This window comes from Rhizobium leguminosarum (assembly GCF_010668065.1).
Lineage (GTDB): Bacteria > Pseudomonadota > Alphaproteobacteria > Rhizobiales > Rhizobiaceae > Rhizobium > Rhizobium leguminosarum_S.
The window spans coordinates 282,818-299,893 of record NZ_WUEN01000008.1 but is presented as its reverse complement, the minus strand read 5'-3'; the positions used below and the strand labels follow the sequence as shown (position 1 = coordinate 299,893).

Genomic DNA, 17,076 nt, shown 5'->3' with positions numbered 1-17,076 from the left:
ATGCGGCTGCTTTTTCTGGGTGACATGGTCGGCAAGACGGGACGCACGGCGGTGTGGGACCGTCTTCCCGGCCTGATTTCCGACCTCAAGCTCGATTTCGTCATCGTCAACGGCGAGAACGCCGCCGGCGGCTTCGGCATCACCGAGGACATCTTTCTGGAAACGATCAATGCCGGCGCCGATGTGGTGACGACAGGCAATCACGTCTGGGACCAGAAGGAAGCCGTCGCTTTTGCCGGCCGCCACGATCAATTCCTGCGTCCCGCCAACTATCCGCAGGGCACGCCCGGCCGCGGCTCCGGCCTTTTCTATGCCAGGAACGGCGCGCGCGTGCTCGTCGCCAACGTCATGGGCCGGGTCTTCATGCATCCAGAACTCGACGACCCCTTCAAATCGGCGGAGGTCATCCTCGACGCCTGCCCACTGAAGGAACAGGCCGATGCGATCATCTTCGATTTCCATGCGGAGGCGACCAGCGAGAAGCAGTGCTTCGGCCATTTCGTCGACGGCCGCGCCAGCTTCGTCGTCGGCACCCACACGCATGTGCCGACCGCCGACGCACAGATCCTGAACGGCGGCACTGCCTACATGTCGGATGCCGGCATGTGCGGTGACTACGACTCCTCCCTCGGCATGGACAAGGAGGAGCCGCTCAATCGATTCATCTCCAAGATGCCGAAGGGCCGCATGGAAGCCGCGAACGGCCCCGCGACGATCTGCGGCGTCGGCGTGGAAATCTCGGATACGACGGGACTAGCCGAAAAGATCGCGCCACTCCGGCTCGGACCCCGGCTGGCCGAAACGGTGCCGGAGTTCTGGCGGTAACAGGCGACGGGCGCCGTTTAACACGCAATTGTGAGAACCCGCCGTCTGGACCCCTGCGGCCTCATGCCGCATCCTCCCCGCCACTCGCGCATAACCCCGAAAATCGGAATCGACTTTCGAAAAGGATTATGCGCCGATTGAAGGGTGATAGAGCGCCGGAGGGGTGGCATGAAGCCGCGATATCTTGTCCTCGCTATCGCATGCATTGCGGCCTTGGCCGCGCCGAATCTTGCCGGGGCACAAGAGCAGCGGCTACCGGTCAGCCAGTGCCAGGCGATCGCGCAAACCGTCCCCAAGGCGACCTTCGCAAGCTTTTCCGGCGCCCCGCCGCTGGTGCCTGCCGTCTCCGAGGGCGAGGATGTCAAACTGACCTTCCTCGGCCATTCGACCTTCGAGATCGATACGCCCGGCGGCATCGTTATCGCAACCGACTATAATGGCTGGTACAGGCCGGCAACGCCGCCCGATGTCGTGACCATGAACAAGGCGCACACGACCCACTATACCCTGACCCCCGATCCCGGCATCAAGCATGTGCTGCATGGGTGGAGCGACATTCCGGGCGAGAAGGCCAACGTCAATCTCGTCGTCGGCGATGCTTATATCCGCAACGTCCCCACGGATATCCGCTTCAGCTACGGCCTCGGCGGCGCGCATGAAAACGGCAATTCCATCTTCATCTTCGAGATCGCCGGCCTCTGCATCGGCCATCTCGGCCACCTGCACTACGAGCTGACGGATGCCCATTATACCGAGATCGGCCGGCTCGACATCGTCATGGTCCCAGTCGATGGCGGCCTGACCATGGGCGCCGACAGCATGAGCCGCGTCATCAAGCGGCTACGCTCGTCGTTGATCCTGCCGATGCACCGGCGCGGCCCGCCGGTCGAAGCCTTCGTCTCGATGTTCGGCAAGGATTTCGACGTCGCCAATGCGCCCGATGACAGCATCACCGTCTCGATGCGCACTCTGCCGAAAAAGCCGCTGATCTATGTGTTGAAGGGCGTGCAGTAAAAAGGCCCGGCGGTTTTCCCTCTACAGCGCCGCGCGTCTTTTCAGACGCGCAAAGGACGCTGTAGCACTTTCAATTGCTGCATAATTTTTTCCTCAAATCGATTCCGATTTTAAGGAATTATGCAGGAGCACTGCGCGTCAAGCGAACTGCAGATGGCGCTTGATGCCGACATCCGGCATCTTATCGTCGTCGAGATTGGCCTTGGCGATCTCCCAGCCGAATTTCAGCTTGTTGCCCGTGGAAACCCAGATCTCGGCATCGTCGACATGGAGGGACAGCATGGTGAGCTTGGGGTCCTTCTTGCCGCCGTCATACCAGGCCGCGACGATCGAGCTCCAATATTCCTCGATCTTGGAAGGGTCAGGATGCACCTCGATCACACCGGCGAGGCAGGCGTGATAGTCGTGATCCTTGCCGATAACGCAGAAATGCGCGCGGCTGCCGGGCTTGATGGCGCGCACGATGTCGGCGTCGGTCTTGGTGTAGAACCAGATGGTGTTGGTGGTGGGATCGGCATGCGGCGCCATCGGCTGCATGTGCATGTCCAGTCCGGAAATTCCGAGCATGCCGGCATGAACACCGTTGACCTGATCCCAGAGCTGACGTGCTGGATGTTCCTGCGCCTCACTGAGACTTGCCATGACCGTTCCTTTCCGTTGGATGGAGTTCGGTTGAAACGTCATCCCCTCGCCTTTGTTCCGAACTGCTTTTTCCTTGAACGGGTGCCGTTTCGCTCTTATAAGGCGGCCCATTCCGAACAATGAGACGTGAACAGGGGTGCCATGGCTGGCCATTCACAGTTTAAAAACATCATGCACCGCAAAGGCCGTCAGGATGCCGTGCGGTCGAAAATGTTCTCCAAGCTTGCGCGCGAAATCACCGTTGCCGCAAAGGCCGGCCTGCCCGACCCGACGATGAACGCCCGCCTTCGCCTGGCGATCCAGAACGCCAAGGCCCAGTCCATGCCGAAGGACAATATCGACCGCGCCATCAAGAAGGCAGCCGGTGCCGACGGCGAAAACTACGACGAAGTCCGCTATGAGGGCTACGGCCCCGGCGGCACGGCGATCATCGTCGAGGCGCTGACCGACAACCGCAACCGCACCGCCTCCAACGTCCGCTCGAGCTTCACCAAGGCCGGCGGCGCTCTCGGCGAAACCGGCTCCGTTTCCTTCTCCTTCGACCATGTCGGCGAAATCACCTACAAGCTTTCCGTCGGCGATGGCGACAAGGTGATGGAAGCCGCGATCGAAGCCGGCGCTGACGACGTCGAGTCCGACGAAGACGGCCACTACATCACCTGCGCCTTCGAAGCCCTCGGCGAAGTGGCGAAAGCGCTGGAATCGAGCCTCGGCGAAGCCGAAACCGTCAAGGCCGTCTGGCGCGCCCAGAACAACGTGCCGGTAGACGAGGAAAAAGCCCAGTCGCTGCTGAAACTCATCGACAGCCTGGAAGACGATGACGACGTGCAGAACGTCTATTCCAACTTCGAAGTCTCGGAAGAAGTGCTGGCCAAGCTCTCCGCCTGATTTTTTCGAGCGGTCTCAAATAAAAACCCGGCTGCGAGGCCGGGTTTTTTCGTTGATGAACCATCAACCCGGTTCAAGGCGTTGTTCGTAAACCCTACGCGGCGGCCCGCATGAAATTTCCCAATCCGGCAAAAAGCTCCACCGACCTCAGCCGCGCCTCGATGTCGTGGATCGGCATCGAGATGATCACCTCGTCGGCCTGCGTTTCCTGTAGAAACTCCGTCAGTTTCGCCTCCGCCGTCTTCGGCGAGCCGACCACGGCATAACGCAGCGTGTGTTCGACATTCATCTTTTCCATCGGCGACCAGAAGTCCGCCATATCGGCCACCGGACGCGGGAACGGGCCGCGGACATTGCGGCGCAGATTGACGAACTGCTGCTCTGCGGAGGTGAAATGGTAGCGTGCCTCCTCGTCCGTCGCCGCCACCGCGCCCATGACGCCGACCATCACATGGGGCTTGTCGAGCGTCACCGAGGGCTGGAAGCGGTCGCGGTAGATCGCGATCGCATCGAGCAGCATGTCGGGCGCGAAATGCGAGGCGAAAGCATAGGGAAGGCCCAGCATGCCGGCGAGCTGGGCGCTGTAGAGGCTGGAGCCGAGCAGCCAGATCGGGATATGTGAACCATTGCCGGGAACCGCGAGGATCGCCTGGTTCTCGACCGGCGTATCGAGAAGTTGCTGCAGTTCCACCACGTCGTTGGGAAAGCTGTTTGCGCCGGCCTCGAGATTGCGCCGCAGCGCCTGTGCCGTGCGCATGTCCGTTCCCGGCGCGCGCCCGAGGCCGAGATCGATGCGGCCGGGGAAGAGCGCCTCCAGCGTGCCGAACTGCTCGGCGATGACCAGCGGCGAATGATTGGGCAGCATGATGCCGCCGGAGCCGATGCGGATGCGCTTTGTCGCAGCTCCGACATGGCCGATGACGACTGATGTGGCAGCACTGGCGATCCCCGGCATGCCGTGATGTTCGGCAAGCCAGAAGCGCTTGTAGCCAAATTCCTCGGCCTTCACAGCCATCCGCGCCGAGGCCTCGAGGGACTGGCGCACGGTGCTGCCTTCGGCAACGGGGGAAAGGTCGAGTATGGAGAAGGGAACCATGGGAAACCTGCCGCGCAGTTGAACGATGCCGTCTATGTAGGTTCGCGCCCGCGCCATTCCAAACCATGCGCGCAAACAAAAAGGCCGCGCGAGCGCGACCCTTCTGCAATGTCACAAGCGATCATTTATCGGTGACGGCGCAGCACATGCACCTCGGCGATCGGCTGGTGGTAGCCGGGCGGCAGCGTGAAATTGCCGAGCTGGCGGTCCATTTCCAGGGCTTCCGTCGCCAGCCGGTGGATCGCCGCCGTCGTCTCTTCGACCATCGAGGCGTTCTGCTGCGTCATCGCGTCGAGTTCGGCAACGGCGCTATTGATCTCGCGCAGCGTATTGGCCTCCTCGCGGGTCGCACTCATGATCTCGTTGATCTGCCCGTTGATCGCCTCGACATGGGCGCCGATGCCCGTCAGGGCGACGCCCGCTTTTTCCACAAGCGTAACGCCGCTTTCGACCTCATGCGTCGATTTCTGCAGCAGGCTGGAGATCTCCTTGGCCGCGCTCGACGAGCGCTGGGCCAACTCGCGCACTTCCATGGCGACGACGGCGAAGCCCTTGCCGGATTCACCGGCGCGCGCCGCCTCGACGCCGGCATTGAGCGCCAGGAGGTTGGTCTGGAAGGCGATGTCGTCGATCACGGAGATGATCGTGTTGATCTGGCGCGAGGAGGCCTGGATTGCCTCCATCGCCGCGATCGTCTCGCGCATGATCTGGCCTGAGCCGGTCGTCTCCTTCTTGGCGTCGCGGGCGATGCGCTCGGCCTGCTCGGCCCGCTCGATCTGCCGGCGGACCGACTGTGTGATGGCGCTGATCGCATTCGCCGTCTCGGTGATCGAGCCGGCCTGGCGCTCGGTGCGCCCGGCAAGTTCGTCGGCGCCGGTGCGCATCTCCTCGGAGCCGGCGCGCACCGCCATCGAGTTGCCGCCGATGGCCGTCATGGTTTCGCTGAGCGTCGCCAGAGCCTCGTTGAAATTGACGCGCAGGCTTTCAAGCTCGTTCGGGAAGCGGGTATCGATCTGATAGGCGAGATCGCCGTTCGCCAGATGATGCAGGCCCTCGTCAATCGCCTCGACCACCTGCTGCAACGTTTTCGCCTCGGCCTCACGCTCGGCCAGATTCTGTTGGCGGTCCTGCTCGGCCTGCAGGCGCGTCTCTTCACTGGCGGCTTCGAGTTCGCGGCTTTCGATCAGCGAGTGGCGGAAGCGGTCGAGCGCATTGGCCATCGTGCCGATCTCGTCCTTCCGGTTCAGGCTGCCGATCTCGCTGTCGAGCTTGCCGTCGGCGACATCGCGGGTGACGCCGGCAAGCCGCGCAAGCGGCGAAAACAGCAAATTGGTGACGAGCCCGGTCGTGACCGCCATGACGACGAGCACGCCGATGCCGATCATCGTCAGCAGGGTGGCGATCTCGATCGAGCCGGCATTGAGCTCGCTCAGGAGCACACTCTCGACAACGAGGAAGCGGTCGCCGCGATAGTCGATGCCGCGGACATAGGCACGAGCCGTACCATCCGCCCGGTCGAAATCGGCCACTGTCATCGCCGAACTGGCAAGTGCGCTCTTGATGAAGGTGAAGGGCGTCGCATCGAGCGTCGCAAGCTTGCCGCTTCCGTCGAGGCCGATGGCGGAACCATCGCCGGAGACAATCGCCGCTCGCGCCGTGCTGCCCTGGACGATGCCCTTGGCGAGGATGCCGGTGACGATATCGTCGCGCACCTTGAAGAGGATGATGCCCTTGGCCGCCCCAAGCTTGACGATCGGCACGGCATAGAAGATCGCTGACTTGCCGCTGCCGACATCGACGCGAAGGCCGGAAAAGCCTGTCGGCGCGGTGTCATCGGACGCCTTGGCGGTATTCTCGATCGCCTTGGCGAAAGCGATGCCGGCGCCGGTCGCCTTCCAGGCGTCCGACTTCAGGTTCTCGGCGAAATCGTCTTCCTTCTTATAGGAATAGAGCACGGTGCCCTCGAGATCGACAATCAGCAGATCGCTGAAGGCGGTATCCTCGAGGTCGCGGGCGACTTCGCCCTGCGTCTTCTCGTGGCTCGAATAATAAAAGCCGCTCGGCCCTTCCGGCTTGATGAGCTTCTCGCGCTGGTCGGCGGGGTTGGGGTTGCCTGCTATGAAAACCTTCTTCAGCTCGGCACGGGCATCACCAGCGGTCTTCTCGATGGTCTTCCAGCCGCTCTTCAGATTGGTGATCGACATCTGCAGCGCCTCGATGCGCGCGATGGAATTGGCCTGGTTTTCAAGCTGCGTCAGCTGGTCCTGCAGCATGTCACCGCGAAAGATCAGCACGCTTTCCTTGGCCTTCAGCGCCTGCTCGTCGGAAATGCGGCTGCTGGCGAAATAGGCAAGCACATCGATGACCGCGATCGACAGCACGGTCAGCAGAATGAATGTGGCGATGACCTTGAAGGACAGGGATTGAAATCTCCGAGCCATGTACGACGAACCCCTTCTGAACGCGCCTGCCAAGCGCGGGCACGCAGCGCATGCCTGATCAACTGATCTATAAACACAACATCGGGGGCTTAAATCTTCGCGAAAAGAAGCCCTCTCGTATTCGATGACTAGAATTCAGGCATCTGTTTTAATTCGCGGTAAATGGCAGGGCCGAAATCCCGGAATGTTTTTGTTTTGTTCACATATCAATGGCAGTTATTTCGCAATCGCTATAGGTTGAACCATGCAAAACACGATTCGCATCGTCGGTATCGATCCCGGGCTTCGCCGCACCGGCTGGGGAATCATCGAGACATCAGGCAATTCCCTGCGGTTTGTGGCATCCGGAACCGTGACCTCCGACGGCGACATGGACCTTGCCTCCCGCCTTTGCCAATTGCACGACGGCCTGGCGGAGATCGTCCACAGCTATAAGCCGGATGAGGCGGCCGTCGAACAGACCTTCGTCAACAAGGATGCGGTGGCGACCCTGAAGCTTGGTCAGGCCCGCGGCATTGCCATGCTGGTGCCGGCGCGCGCCGGGCTGCCGGTCTCCGAATATGCCCCGAACGCCGTGAAGAAGGCCGTCATCGGCGTCGGCCACGGCGAAAAGCAGCAGATCCACATGATGTTGAAGATCCTGATGCCGAAGGTCGAATTCAAGGGCAACGACGCCGCCGACGCCCTGGCGATCGCCATCTGCCATGCGCATAATCGCGGCAGCAACCGGATGCGGCAGGCGCTGACCGGCTAGTCTGTTCTTGACTTGTTCCCATTCGATGATAAGTAATACCTCGGAGGTATTACCATGCGCGTGACGGAAAAAGGCCAGGTGACCATTCCCAAGGACATCCGAGACCGTTTGAAGATCGGCCCCGGATCCGAGGTGGATTTCGTTGCCGATGAAAAGGGTGCCCGCCTCGTTGTCCTATCCAGCAGGATAGAGCCATCACAGGACGATTTTGAATCCTGGCTCGGCAGTATGAGCGGGACCCTCGACACCAGCGGCATGACGACCGATGAATTCATGGAATGGTTGAGGGGACCACGTGATGACCTCAGTCCTCGTTGATACGAACATCTTCATCGATATTTTCGGGCCGGATAATCCTTTCAGGGAATGGTCCGCGCGGGCGTTGAGCATATTGCGTCCGGATTCGCAATTCATCATGACACCGGTCGTCTGGGCGGAGTTGGCAAGCATGACCCCGCGCGAGGAAACCCTTGCATTTCTCCTGTCGCGGCTGAACCTGATCCGCGAGTCCCTGCCGTTTCCCGCCGCGTACCGGGCCGGCATGGCCCACGCGCAGTACCGGAGAAGCGGCGGCCTGCGCGATCGCACCCTGCCGGATTTTTTCATCGGGGCGCACGCCCTCGTTCGATCGCACCGCCTTCTGACGCGCGATGGCGCGCGCTACCGCTCCTATTTCCCTGAATTGGACATCATTTCTCCCGAAACGCATCCTTGAGAGACCGCGACCCATGATCGGCAAGCTGAAAGGCACCATAGACGAGATCGGCGAAGACTATGTGCTCGTCGACGTGCACGGCGTCTGCTACGTCGCCCATTGCTCGGCCCGCACCCTTTCCAAGCTTGGCTCGGCTGGCGAGGCCTGCGTGCTGTTTATCGAAACCTATGTGCGCGAGGATCAGTTGAAGCTCTTCGGTTTCATGACCGCGCTGGAGCGGGAATGGTTCAACCTGCTCCAGAGCGTTCAGGGCGTCGGCGCCAAGGTGGCGCTCGCCGTGCTCTCGACGCTGACCCCAGGCGAACTGGCCAATGCGATCGCCCTGCAGGATCGCACCGCCGTCTCCCGTGCGCCGGGCGTTGGTCCCAAGGTGGCCATGCGCCTCGTCACCGAACTCAAGAACCGGGCGCCTGCCTTTGCCGGCGAAGCGATCAATATCGCTCTCAAGCAGGAACTCGGCGAAGGCGTCGCGGCCGCGCCTGTCGCCGATGCGGTTTCCGCGCTGACCAATCTCGGTTACTCCCGCGACCAGGCGGCGAACGCGATTGCCGCGGCCATGAAGACGGCGGGCGATGGCGCCGACAGCGCCAAGCTGATCAGGTTGGGGCTGAAGGAACTGGCGCGGTGACCTCCTTGAATATATGGCAATTCCTTACTAAACTCGAATGGTAAGGAGATCCGCATGAATATCTACTACGGTACGATGACATCGAAGGGCCAGACAACAATTCCGGCTGAAGTTCGTGAATTGCTAAATCTGAAGTCCGGCGACAGGATCCGCTACATCAATCGCGATGGCGAAATCATCATGAAAGCCAAAAACAAGCGCGCCATCGACCTTGCAGGCAAATTTCACGATCCGAACCGACCGACGATCACTTTGACGCAAATGGACGAGGCGATTGGGGAAGCCATCGCCGATCACGTGATTAGTGCAAGATGATTGGCCTCGACACCAATATTATGCTGCGCTTCCTCCTGAAGGACGATGTCGTCCAGACGGAGAAGGTTACAACGCTCTTCGCGAGCCTGTCCGATACGGCACCCGGCTATATCAGTTGCATCACGCTGATGGAATGCGCGTGGTTCTTGAGGCAACGGATCAAGCTGAAGAGAGAACAGATCATGGAGGCGATTTCGGACTTGTTGGACTCGGCCGACCTGATCCTTGAAGATGAAAGAGTAGTCGAGGAGACGCTCGCAATCATGGTGCGGACGAATGCAGAATTTGCAGATGTCTTCATCGCCCTTCGTAATCGTGATGCGGGCTGCGTGACAACCAGGACATTCGATGCCCAAGCCGCAAAAACCATACCTGGAATGGAACTTTTGACATGAGCGAATCCGCCCGCCTAATATCGCCGGAAAAGCGGGGCGAAGACCTTGATATCACGTTGCGCCCGCAATCGCTGGACGAGTTCACCGGCCAGGCGGAAGCGCGCGCCAATCTTAAGGTCTTCATCGAGGCGGCGAAAAACCGCGGCGAAGCGCTGGACCATGTGCTCTTCGTCGGTCCGCCCGGCCTCGGCAAGACGACGCTGGCGCAGATCATGGCCAAAGAGCTCGGCGTCAACTTTCGCTCGACGTCGGGCCCTGTTATTGCCAAGGCCGGCGATCTCGCTGCCCTGCTCACCAATCTCGAGGAGCGCGACGTGCTCTTCATCGACGAGATCCATCGCCTCAATCCGGCCGTCGAGGAAATCCTCTATCCGGCCATGGAAGATTTCCAGCTCGACCTCATCATCGGGGAAGGGCCTGCCGCTCGCTCGGTGAAGATCGACCTGTCGAAATTCACCCTGGTGGCGGCCACCACCCGCCTCGGCCTGTTGACGACGCCGCTGCGCGACCGCTTTGGCATTCCGGTGCGCCTGAGCTTCTACACCGTCGAGGAGCTGGAACTGATCGTGCGCCGCGGCGCGCGGCTGATGAACCTGCCGATCACCGAGGAGGGCGCCCGCGAGATCGCAAGACGCGCCCGCGGCACCCCGCGCATCGCCGGCCGGCTGCTGCGGCGCGTGCGCGACTTCGCCGAGGTGGCAAGAGCGGAAGCCGTCACTCGCGAGATCGCCGACGAGGCGCTGACCCGTCTGCTGGTCGACAATGTCGGCTTCGACCAGCTCGACAAACGTTACCTCAACATGATCGCCGTCAATTTCGGCGGCGGCCCGGTCGGCATCGAAACCATCGCCGCCGGCCTTTCCGAGCCGCGAGACGCGATCGAAGACATCATCGAGCCCTATATGATCCAGCAGGGTTTCATCCAGCGCACGCCACGCGGCCGTGTTCTGACCGCAATCGCGTGGAAACATCTGGGAATGCAACCACCCAAGGATATGGAGGCTGCGCAGTTCCGGCTGTTCCAGGAGGACAACTGAGTGATCACCCGCCGCGGATTTTTCAAGGTTCTTGGCGGCGGTATCGCAGGCGTCATGTCGCTTGGTGGTTATGCCTTCGCCTATGAACCGCTCGCGCGGCTCGCCATCACCCGCTATCAGCTGACGCCGCCGGGATGGACCCCGGGGCTCAAGCTCCGCGTCGTTGCGCTCGCCGATCTCCATGCCTGCGAACCCTGGATGTCGGCAGGCCGCATTGCCGCGATCTGCCGTAGGGCGAATGAACTCGAAGGCGATGTCACCGTCCTGCTCGGCGATTATGCCGCCGGCATGAACATGGTGACGCAGTACGTGCATTCGAGCCAATGGTCGAAGGCGCTCGCCACCTTGCAGGCCCCTCTCGGCGTCCATGCGGTCATGGGCAACCACGATTGGTGGGAGGACAGGACCGCCCAGAAGAACGGCGGGATGGAAACATTCGGACACCGAGCCCTCGCCGACGTCGGCATCCCGGTCTATGGCAACCGCGCCGTTCGGCTCGAAAAGGATGGCCGCGGCTTCTGGCTCGCAGGCCTCGAAGATCAGCTGGCGCTGCTGCCCGGCCGGAAGTGGGGCCGCACGCAGATGCTCGGCCTCGACGATCTCGATGGAACGATGGCTCAGGTGACGGACGATGCGCCCGCCATCCTGCTTGCCCATGAACCCGATATCTTTCCGCGCGTGCCGGAGCGCGTGTCGCTGACGCTATCGGGCCACACCCATGGCGGACAGATCCGTTTCCTCGGCCGTTCGCCAATCGTCCCCTCGCGTTACGGCAACCGCTACGCCTATGGCCATATGATCGAGGAGGGGCGTAATATCATCGTTTCCGGTGGCCTCGGCTGCTCCATCGCACCGGTGCGCTTCGGCGTGCCGCCGGAAATTGTCGTGATCGATCTTGGATAAGAATGGCATGGCCAAGCGCACTCTCATCCGCCTGAATGCGGGCGCTGAGCGTTTCAACTATCGCATCGCCGGCCTCGGCTTTCGCGACGGCCACGTGCTCGTCCATCGCGCCGTGCATGAGCCCTTCTGGACCTTTCCAGGCGGCAGGGCGGAAATCGGCGAGACGTCGGAGGAAACGCTGAAACGGGAGATGGTGGAGGAACTGGGCGTTGAAGTGACCGTCCATCGGCTGCTGTGGATCGTCGAGAACTTCTTCCGCTACGAACAGCGCGACTGGCATGAACTCTGTCTCTATTACCTGATGGACCTTCCACCGGAATTCCCCTTCTTGTCCGGCGAGATCATCCATCGGGTCGAGGACGGCGACAACCATCTCGAGTTCAAATGGGTGCCGGCAACGCGTAGTGCCCTGACCGCACTCGACATCCCGCCCTATTTCATCGCCGATGAAATCGAAACCCTTCCCGTTGTGCCACGTCATCTCGTCTGGCGGGACGGCGATCTCGATGGCAAAGACTGACGCAGGCAATTCAAGGTGTTACAGCGCCCTTTGCGCGCCTCAAAAGGTGCCCGTGCTGTCGCCAAAAGCGCTTAGAGAGGAGATGCGCCGATGCCAACCTTCGATCCTGTCAGGTCATTCCGCAAACTTGCCTATAACAACGCTCTCGCCAACCGCCGCCTGCTTCAGGCCTGCGCGACTCTAAAGCCCGCCGAATTCGAAGCACCACGCACCAGCTTCTTCCCCTCGATCAAGGAAACCTTGAACCATATCATCACCGTCGACTGGTTCTATATCGACGGCCTGGAAGGCGGCACGCTCGGGCTCAAGGCCTTCGAGGTCGACGAACCATTCGATGACGTTTCCTCGCTGGCAGAGGCGCAGGCGAAGGTCGATCAGCGCCTGACGGCGCTTTGCGAGGCCCTGACGCCGGAGAGGCTCACCTCGACCATCAGCCTCCATCGCGGCGACCGCATCCAAGAGGAGCGGATGGAGGACGTGCTCGGCCACCTCTTCCAGCATCAGACCCATCATCGCGGGCAGGTGCATGCGATGCTCTCCGGCACCAGCGTCGCTCCGCCGCAACTCGACGAATTCATCATTGCCGACGATGCCCGGTTCCGCGGCAGCGAACTCGCCGCGCTCGGCTGGAGCGAAGAAACGCTGATGCGTTAGCGCGTCCTGCAGGGCGCGAGCGCTTTAAGTCTCTATCTGATGCCTGTCGTGGTCCCAAAACCGCTGCACGGTTTTGGGCGACATGCATCAATTCTGCAGCCGTCTCTTCAGCCCGTCGATAATCGTCTTCGTCAGAAGGTCGTAATTCTCGTCGAAGTGATGATCGCCGGGCAGTTCGATGACCTCGGCGCCGCTATCCTTCAGCGCCGGACAAGCGACATCGTCATCGTCGTCCTTGCCGTAGATGCATTGCACGAGCTTCGGATCGATGTTCTTCAGATCGCCGACGGGGTCGCCTCCCGCCCCTTCCGTCTTCTGGCCGAGCCAGCCGAGAACAGAGATGACGTAGTCGACTTGGTGCGAAAGCGACAGCAGCGACAATTGCGCCACCGCCGACTTTTCGGCTGACTTGAGGAGCTGGTAGGTGGCGGGCACGACATCGGCGCCGAAGGAATAACCGACGAGCAGCACGTGCTTCACCTTCCACTGCTTGCGGTAGAAATCGATGATCTTCGAAAGATCGGCGGCTGTCTCCTCCGGCTTGCGCTCCTTCCAGAAATAGTGGAGCGAATCGACGCCGACGACCGGAATACCTTCCTTCTGCAGCGTGCCGCCGACCTCCTTGTCGATGTCGCGCCAGCCGCCGTCGCCGGAATAGATTACCGCCATCGTGTCGAGGGCGGGCGTCGCCTCGAGCACCGCCAGCGGCAGGCCAAGCGGGTTGCCGAAGGCGCCGGAGGCGGTGACGAGATCGTCGAGCGTATCGGCAAATGCCGTCTGCGCATCGTCGGTGGAATCGCGGATCTCGAGATCGTCATGGGCCTTCTTCAGTGCCTCGGCATGCGCCCGGCCATCCTTGTTGGCATCAGGCGTGAAGATGGTAATGATCGGGTCCGGCAGGACGCCGTCGCTGAGGCCATAGACCGTGCGTTCGCCGACCACCTGCTTGGACGCCGGCGTGCAAAGCTCCTTGGCAAGCGGAATGCCGGCGACCGGATTAACGGCAAGTGTCTGGCCGATCGTCGCATCCGGTGTTTGCGCGGCGATCGCCAGCGCCAAGGCCCCGCCCTCGCCGATGCCGGCGACGATCGGCAGGTGATAGGCGTTGTTGCCGGTCGCACGCTGCACCTGCTGGCTCAGCGATTCGATGTCCGACACCATGTAGACGCAGCCGTCGTTGAGGCTGACGTCGTAGCGGCTGAGCGCCTGGATATAGGATGGAAAGTCGACGCCAATGACAACGGCACCTTCGGCGACCAACCTGTCGGCTTCGCCCTTCTCATAGTCGCCCCAGCCGGCGGCATCCGAGATCAGCATCACCGTGCCCTTCACCTCCCCTTCCGGCAGGAAGATGTGCGGCGACGGGATGAGCCCGGTTTCGAAGCTCTGCGTGGTCTCCTCGGCGGCGGTCGCCGGTGCGGTCGCGAGCATGCAGGCGCATGCCGTGGCAAGAAGGATTGTCCTGATCATTTTCTCACTACCCCTTTCAATCCGCCCCCAATCAGAAATGTCGCATCCATCAACGCGATCATCGGATTGCCCCCTCCTGAGACCGCAAGATAGCGCGGTTGCCAGTGCGGATGAAACTTGGATTTGAATGCCCGAAGGCCTTTGAAGTTATAGAAGCGCTCGCCGTGTTCGAAGACGGTGCTGCCGATACGGTCCCAGACGGGCGCCGCCTCGCGTTTCGACATGCCGGAGAGAGGCGCCATGCCGAGATTGAAGTGAGTGAAACCCTGCCCTCGCAGATATTCCATGATCTGCACGAAGAGAAAGTCCATCGAGCCCTTCGGCGCGTCCGGCGAGAAGCGCATGAGATCGATCGTGCCCTCCTGTCTGGATTCGGTCACGAGGATATTGGCGAAGGCGACGATCCTGCCGTCCTTTTTCAGGATGCCGACCGGCTGCGAGGAGACATAATCGGAATCGAAGGCGCCGAGCGAGAAGCCCTTTTCCTTGGCATTGTGATGCTCGAGCCAGGCCGTGGAAACGGCGGCTAGATCATCGATGACCGAAGACACGTCCTGCGGTTCGACGACGGCGAATTCCAGCCCGTCGCGCTGGGCACGGCTTGCCGTCTGGCGAAGGTTCGCCCATTTGCCGCCCTTCATCTCGAAGGTCCTGAGATCGGCCACCGCCAGTTCGCCGAGCTTGAAGGCGCGCAGGCCGGCATCGGCGCAATGGGACAGCAGCGCCGGCGATATCTGGTAGAACACGGCGCGGCAGCCGGCGGCACGCGCCGCTTCGACGAAACGCCAGACGAGTTCCTGCACGGCGCGATGGTCGCCGACCGGATCGAACAGTGCGATCCAGGAGCGGCCCTGCCGGCCATACATGATGAAGGCATCGCCGTTTTCCGAGAACATGATGCTCTTGTCGCCCATGCGCACCAGATTGGCATCGGCATTGCCCTGCTTCATGACGATCTCGACGGCACGCGCCAGCGCCTCGTCCGTCGCCTGCTCCGGCCGGAAGCTTGCCGGCCGGAGCAGGCTGAAGACGGCGATCGCCGACGAGATGATGGTGATGCCGAGGACGGCGCGCAGCCCGCGCGGCGCCTCGGCGGTGAATTCGAACTGCCACCAAAGCTGGTTGCTGTATTCGACGTCGCGATAGACGAAGAGCAGGATGACGACGGCGCCGACGACGATCACGGCGATCGCCATCAGCCAGGACGCCGTCAGCGCCTGGTTGAGCAGCGAGGCCTGACGGGTAAAGAGCCGGCGGCTGACGAAGAGCCCGAAGATGAGGAAGGCGAGAAAAGCGGCTTCGACGAGCGCGATCGCCTTCAGCAGCGACAAAGTCAACGCGGCAAGCGCCGAGAACACGGCCACCCACCAGGCGCCGTCGAGCCGCTGGCCGAGACCGCGCGCGGCGACGACGAGTGCCAGCCCCAGCAGGCTGGAGAGGAAATGCGCCCCTTCGACCATCGGCAGTGGCAGATAGTTGGAGAGGAATTCGAGGTTCTGGTCGGGCGTCGGCGTGACGCTCGAAAACACCAGCATGACGCCGAGCAGCAGTGCGAGAGCCGACAGCAGCTGCGGCATCAGCCGTCCGCCGATGCGCCGCATGCTGGAGGCGGCCGGATGGTCGACGAAACGACGCAGCTCCGCCGCCGAGACGGCGAGCACAGCGATCAACAGCGGCAGCACATGGTAGACCAGCCGGTAGAGCACCAGCGATCCGAGCACGGCATCGATGTTCACCGCGCTGCCGAGCGAGGCGATAATCACGGTCTCGAACACGCCGAGCCCGGCCGGGACGTGACTGAGCACGCCGAGACCGACGGCGATTGCATAGACGGCGAGGAAGACCGGCCAGCCGATGGCCGTCTGCGGCAGCAGCACATAGAGCACGGACGCCGAGGCGGCGATATCGAAGGCTGTGACGAGGAACTGGCGCGACCAGGTGCGCGAATCCGGTAGGCGGATTGCTACAGGGCCAAGATCGAGCACACGCCCGTCACGGCCGATAATCATCACCGCGCCCAGAATGGCGACGATCGAACCGGCGATCAGCCGCAGAAGGAAAGGGCTCACGCCGACGAGCGGGCCGATCTCGTCGGCGATGACGATGAGGGCGATTGCTGCGACACCCGCAAGCCCGAGACCGAAGGACAGCGTGACGAAGGCGATGATGCGGCCGATATCCTCCGGCGAGAGCCCGAGGCGGGTATAGGCGCGGTAGCGGATCGCACCACCCGAAAGCGCGCCGAAACCGGCTGTATTGCCGACGGCATAGGCACTGAACGCCGTCAGCGCCACATGCGGAAAGGGCAGCTTCTTGCCGATGTATTCGATGGCGTTGAGATCGTAGAAGATCAGCGCGAGGAAACTGAGCGCCGTGAAGAACAACGCAAGCAGGATCGCGCTCGGCCTGGTGGCGGCCAGCGCACCGACGACGTCGTCATAGCGCACCTCGTTGGTGAGCTGCATGATCGCGTAACCGACGAGGCAGAAGACCACGAGTGACGCGGCTGCCAACAGCGGCGTTCTGTACCGTCTGAATAGCCCGCCAAAAGAAAACCCGTCCGTTTCTTCAATCTCTTCCAAATTGCCGTGCCCCGACATTCTCGTACCCTGCTGTAACTGCCAGCTTGGCGGGAATCATTTCAGATGACGTAACATGAGAGGCATATAAGCTCTATGAAGCCATGCCGCCGCTACCCAGCCCCGCCGCCTGCGCCTCAATCATCCTCAATTGGGGCGAATTTGCGCAGGCGGGCGTCGCAGCACATTGCATTTTCGTA

18 protein-coding genes are annotated in these 17,076 nt (G+C 61.7%); 13 read left to right on the top strand and 5 right to left on the bottom strand.

Going from position 1 to position 17,076, the window contains the following annotated elements; all coding sequences use genetic code 11:
- Both GR198_RS22665 and GR198_RS22660 read left to right on the top strand, forming a co-directional pair.
- Nucleotides 1-825 carry a TIGR00282 family metallophosphoesterase gene (locus GR198_RS22665; RefSeq protein WP_020051528.1) on the top strand — a complete coding sequence of 275 codons (825 nt, stop codon included), beginning with the start codon at nucleotides 1-3 and terminating at the stop codon, nucleotides 823-825.
- A gap of 168 nt (nucleotides 826-993) precedes the next feature.
- On the top strand, nucleotides 994-1,839 hold the full coding sequence (locus GR198_RS22660; protein ID WP_029871966.1) for an MBL fold metallo-hydrolase: 846 nt from the start codon (nucleotides 994-996) through the stop codon (nucleotides 1,837-1,839).
- A gap of 138 nt (nucleotides 1,840-1,977) precedes the next feature.
- Here GR198_RS22660 and GR198_RS22655 read toward each other — a convergent pair whose 3' ends face one another.
- Nucleotides 1,978-2,481, bottom strand: coding sequence for a pyridoxamine 5'-phosphate oxidase family protein (locus GR198_RS22655; protein ID WP_029871965.1), 504 nt, complete (start codon nucleotides 2,479-2,481; stop codon nucleotides 1,978-1,980).
- Between the two features lie 141 nt (nucleotides 2,482-2,622).
- Between GR198_RS22655 and GR198_RS22650 the strand changes: the two genes are divergently transcribed.
- Nucleotides 2,623-3,369, top strand: a complete 747-nt coding sequence (locus GR198_RS22650) for a YebC/PmpR family DNA-binding transcriptional regulator (protein WP_011653412.1) — start codon at nucleotides 2,623-2,625, stop codon at nucleotides 3,367-3,369.
- 94 nt (nucleotides 3,370-3,463) lie between these two features.
- On the opposite strand, the gene GR198_RS22645 is transcribed toward GR198_RS22650, so the two are convergent.
- Entirely contained in the window at nucleotides 3,464-4,465 is a 1,002-nt protein-coding gene (locus GR198_RS22645; protein WP_029871964.1) for an LLM class flavin-dependent oxidoreductase, read from the bottom strand.
- 125 nt (nucleotides 4,466-4,590) lie between these two features.
- Nucleotides 4,591-6,906 (bottom strand): methyl-accepting chemotaxis protein, encoded by a 2,316-nt coding sequence (locus GR198_RS22640; protein WP_029871963.1) that lies wholly within the window; start codon nucleotides 6,904-6,906, stop codon nucleotides 4,591-4,593.
- 244 nt (nucleotides 6,907-7,150) lie between these two features.
- Between GR198_RS22640 and ruvC the strand changes: the two genes are divergently transcribed.
- From ruvC to GR198_RS22590, 10 genes are all read left to right on the top strand, one after another.
- Nucleotides 7,151-7,660, top strand: coding sequence for a crossover junction endodeoxyribonuclease RuvC (ruvC, locus tag GR198_RS22635; RefSeq protein ID WP_029871962.1), 510 nt, complete (start codon nucleotides 7,151-7,153; stop codon nucleotides 7,658-7,660).
- 54 nt (nucleotides 7,661-7,714) lie between these two features.
- Nucleotides 7,715-7,978, top strand: a complete 264-nt coding sequence (locus tag GR198_RS22630; RefSeq protein WP_003552542.1) for an AbrB/MazE/SpoVT family DNA-binding domain-containing protein — start codon at nucleotides 7,715-7,717, stop codon at nucleotides 7,976-7,978.
- Nucleotides 7,959-8,375, top strand: coding sequence for a type II toxin-antitoxin system VapC family toxin (locus GR198_RS22625; RefSeq protein WP_029871961.1), 417 nt, complete (start codon nucleotides 7,959-7,961; stop codon nucleotides 8,373-8,375). Before GR198_RS22630 ends, GR198_RS22625 begins: the two co-directional genes overlap by 20 nt.
- Before the next feature lie 13 nt (nucleotides 8,376-8,388).
- Complete coding sequence (gene ruvA / locus GR198_RS22620; protein WP_003552546.1) at nucleotides 8,389-9,003, top strand: Holliday junction branch migration protein RuvA; 615 nt, start codon at nucleotides 8,389-8,391, stop codon at nucleotides 9,001-9,003.
- Nucleotides 9,004-9,057: 54 nt separating this feature from the next.
- The gene (locus tag GR198_RS22615) at nucleotides 9,058-9,318 is read left to right on the top strand and encodes an AbrB/MazE/SpoVT family DNA-binding domain-containing protein (protein ID WP_003542754.1); all 261 of its coding nucleotides are present in this window, start codon (nucleotides 9,058-9,060) and stop codon (nucleotides 9,316-9,318) included.
- Nucleotides 9,315-9,713, top strand: a complete 399-nt coding sequence (locus tag GR198_RS22610) for a PIN domain-containing protein (RefSeq protein WP_017968120.1) — start codon at nucleotides 9,315-9,317, stop codon at nucleotides 9,711-9,713. Before GR198_RS22615 ends, GR198_RS22610 begins: the two co-directional genes overlap by 4 nt.
- The gene (gene ruvB / locus GR198_RS22605; protein WP_017968121.1) at nucleotides 9,710-10,750 is read left to right on the top strand and encodes a Holliday junction branch migration DNA helicase RuvB; all 1,041 of its coding nucleotides are present in this window, start codon (nucleotides 9,710-9,712) and stop codon (nucleotides 10,748-10,750) included. Before GR198_RS22610 ends, ruvB begins: the two co-directional genes overlap by 4 nt.
- Complete coding sequence (locus GR198_RS22600) at nucleotides 10,751-11,653, top strand: metallophosphoesterase (protein ID WP_164024166.1); 903 nt, start codon at nucleotides 10,751-10,753, stop codon at nucleotides 11,651-11,653.
- A gap of 7 nt (nucleotides 11,654-11,660) precedes the next feature.
- Nucleotides 11,661-12,173: an NUDIX hydrolase gene (locus GR198_RS22595; RefSeq protein ID WP_164069601.1), complete on the top strand. Its 513-nt coding sequence runs from the start codon at nucleotides 11,661-11,663 to the stop codon at nucleotides 12,171-12,173.
- A 90-nt stretch (nucleotides 12,174-12,263) separates the two neighbouring features.
- A complete protein-coding gene (locus GR198_RS22590; RefSeq protein WP_164069600.1) occupies nucleotides 12,264-12,827 on the top strand; it encodes a DinB family protein in 564 nt (187 codons plus the stop codon).
- A gap of 87 nt (nucleotides 12,828-12,914) precedes the next feature.
- Here GR198_RS22590 and GR198_RS22585 read toward each other — a convergent pair whose 3' ends face one another.
- Both GR198_RS22585 and mprF read right to left on the bottom strand, forming a co-directional pair.
- Nucleotides 12,915-14,297 (bottom strand): virulence factor family protein, encoded by a 1,383-nt coding sequence (locus GR198_RS22585; RefSeq protein ID WP_164069599.1) that lies wholly within the window; start codon nucleotides 14,295-14,297, stop codon nucleotides 12,915-12,917.
- Entirely contained in the window at nucleotides 14,294-16,897 is a 2,604-nt protein-coding gene (mprF, locus tag GR198_RS22580; RefSeq protein ID WP_164024169.1) for a bifunctional lysylphosphatidylglycerol flippase/synthetase MprF, read from the bottom strand. The genes GR198_RS22585 and mprF overlap by 4 nt, the downstream gene beginning before the upstream one ends.
- Nucleotides 16,898-17,076 lie beyond the last annotated feature (179 nt).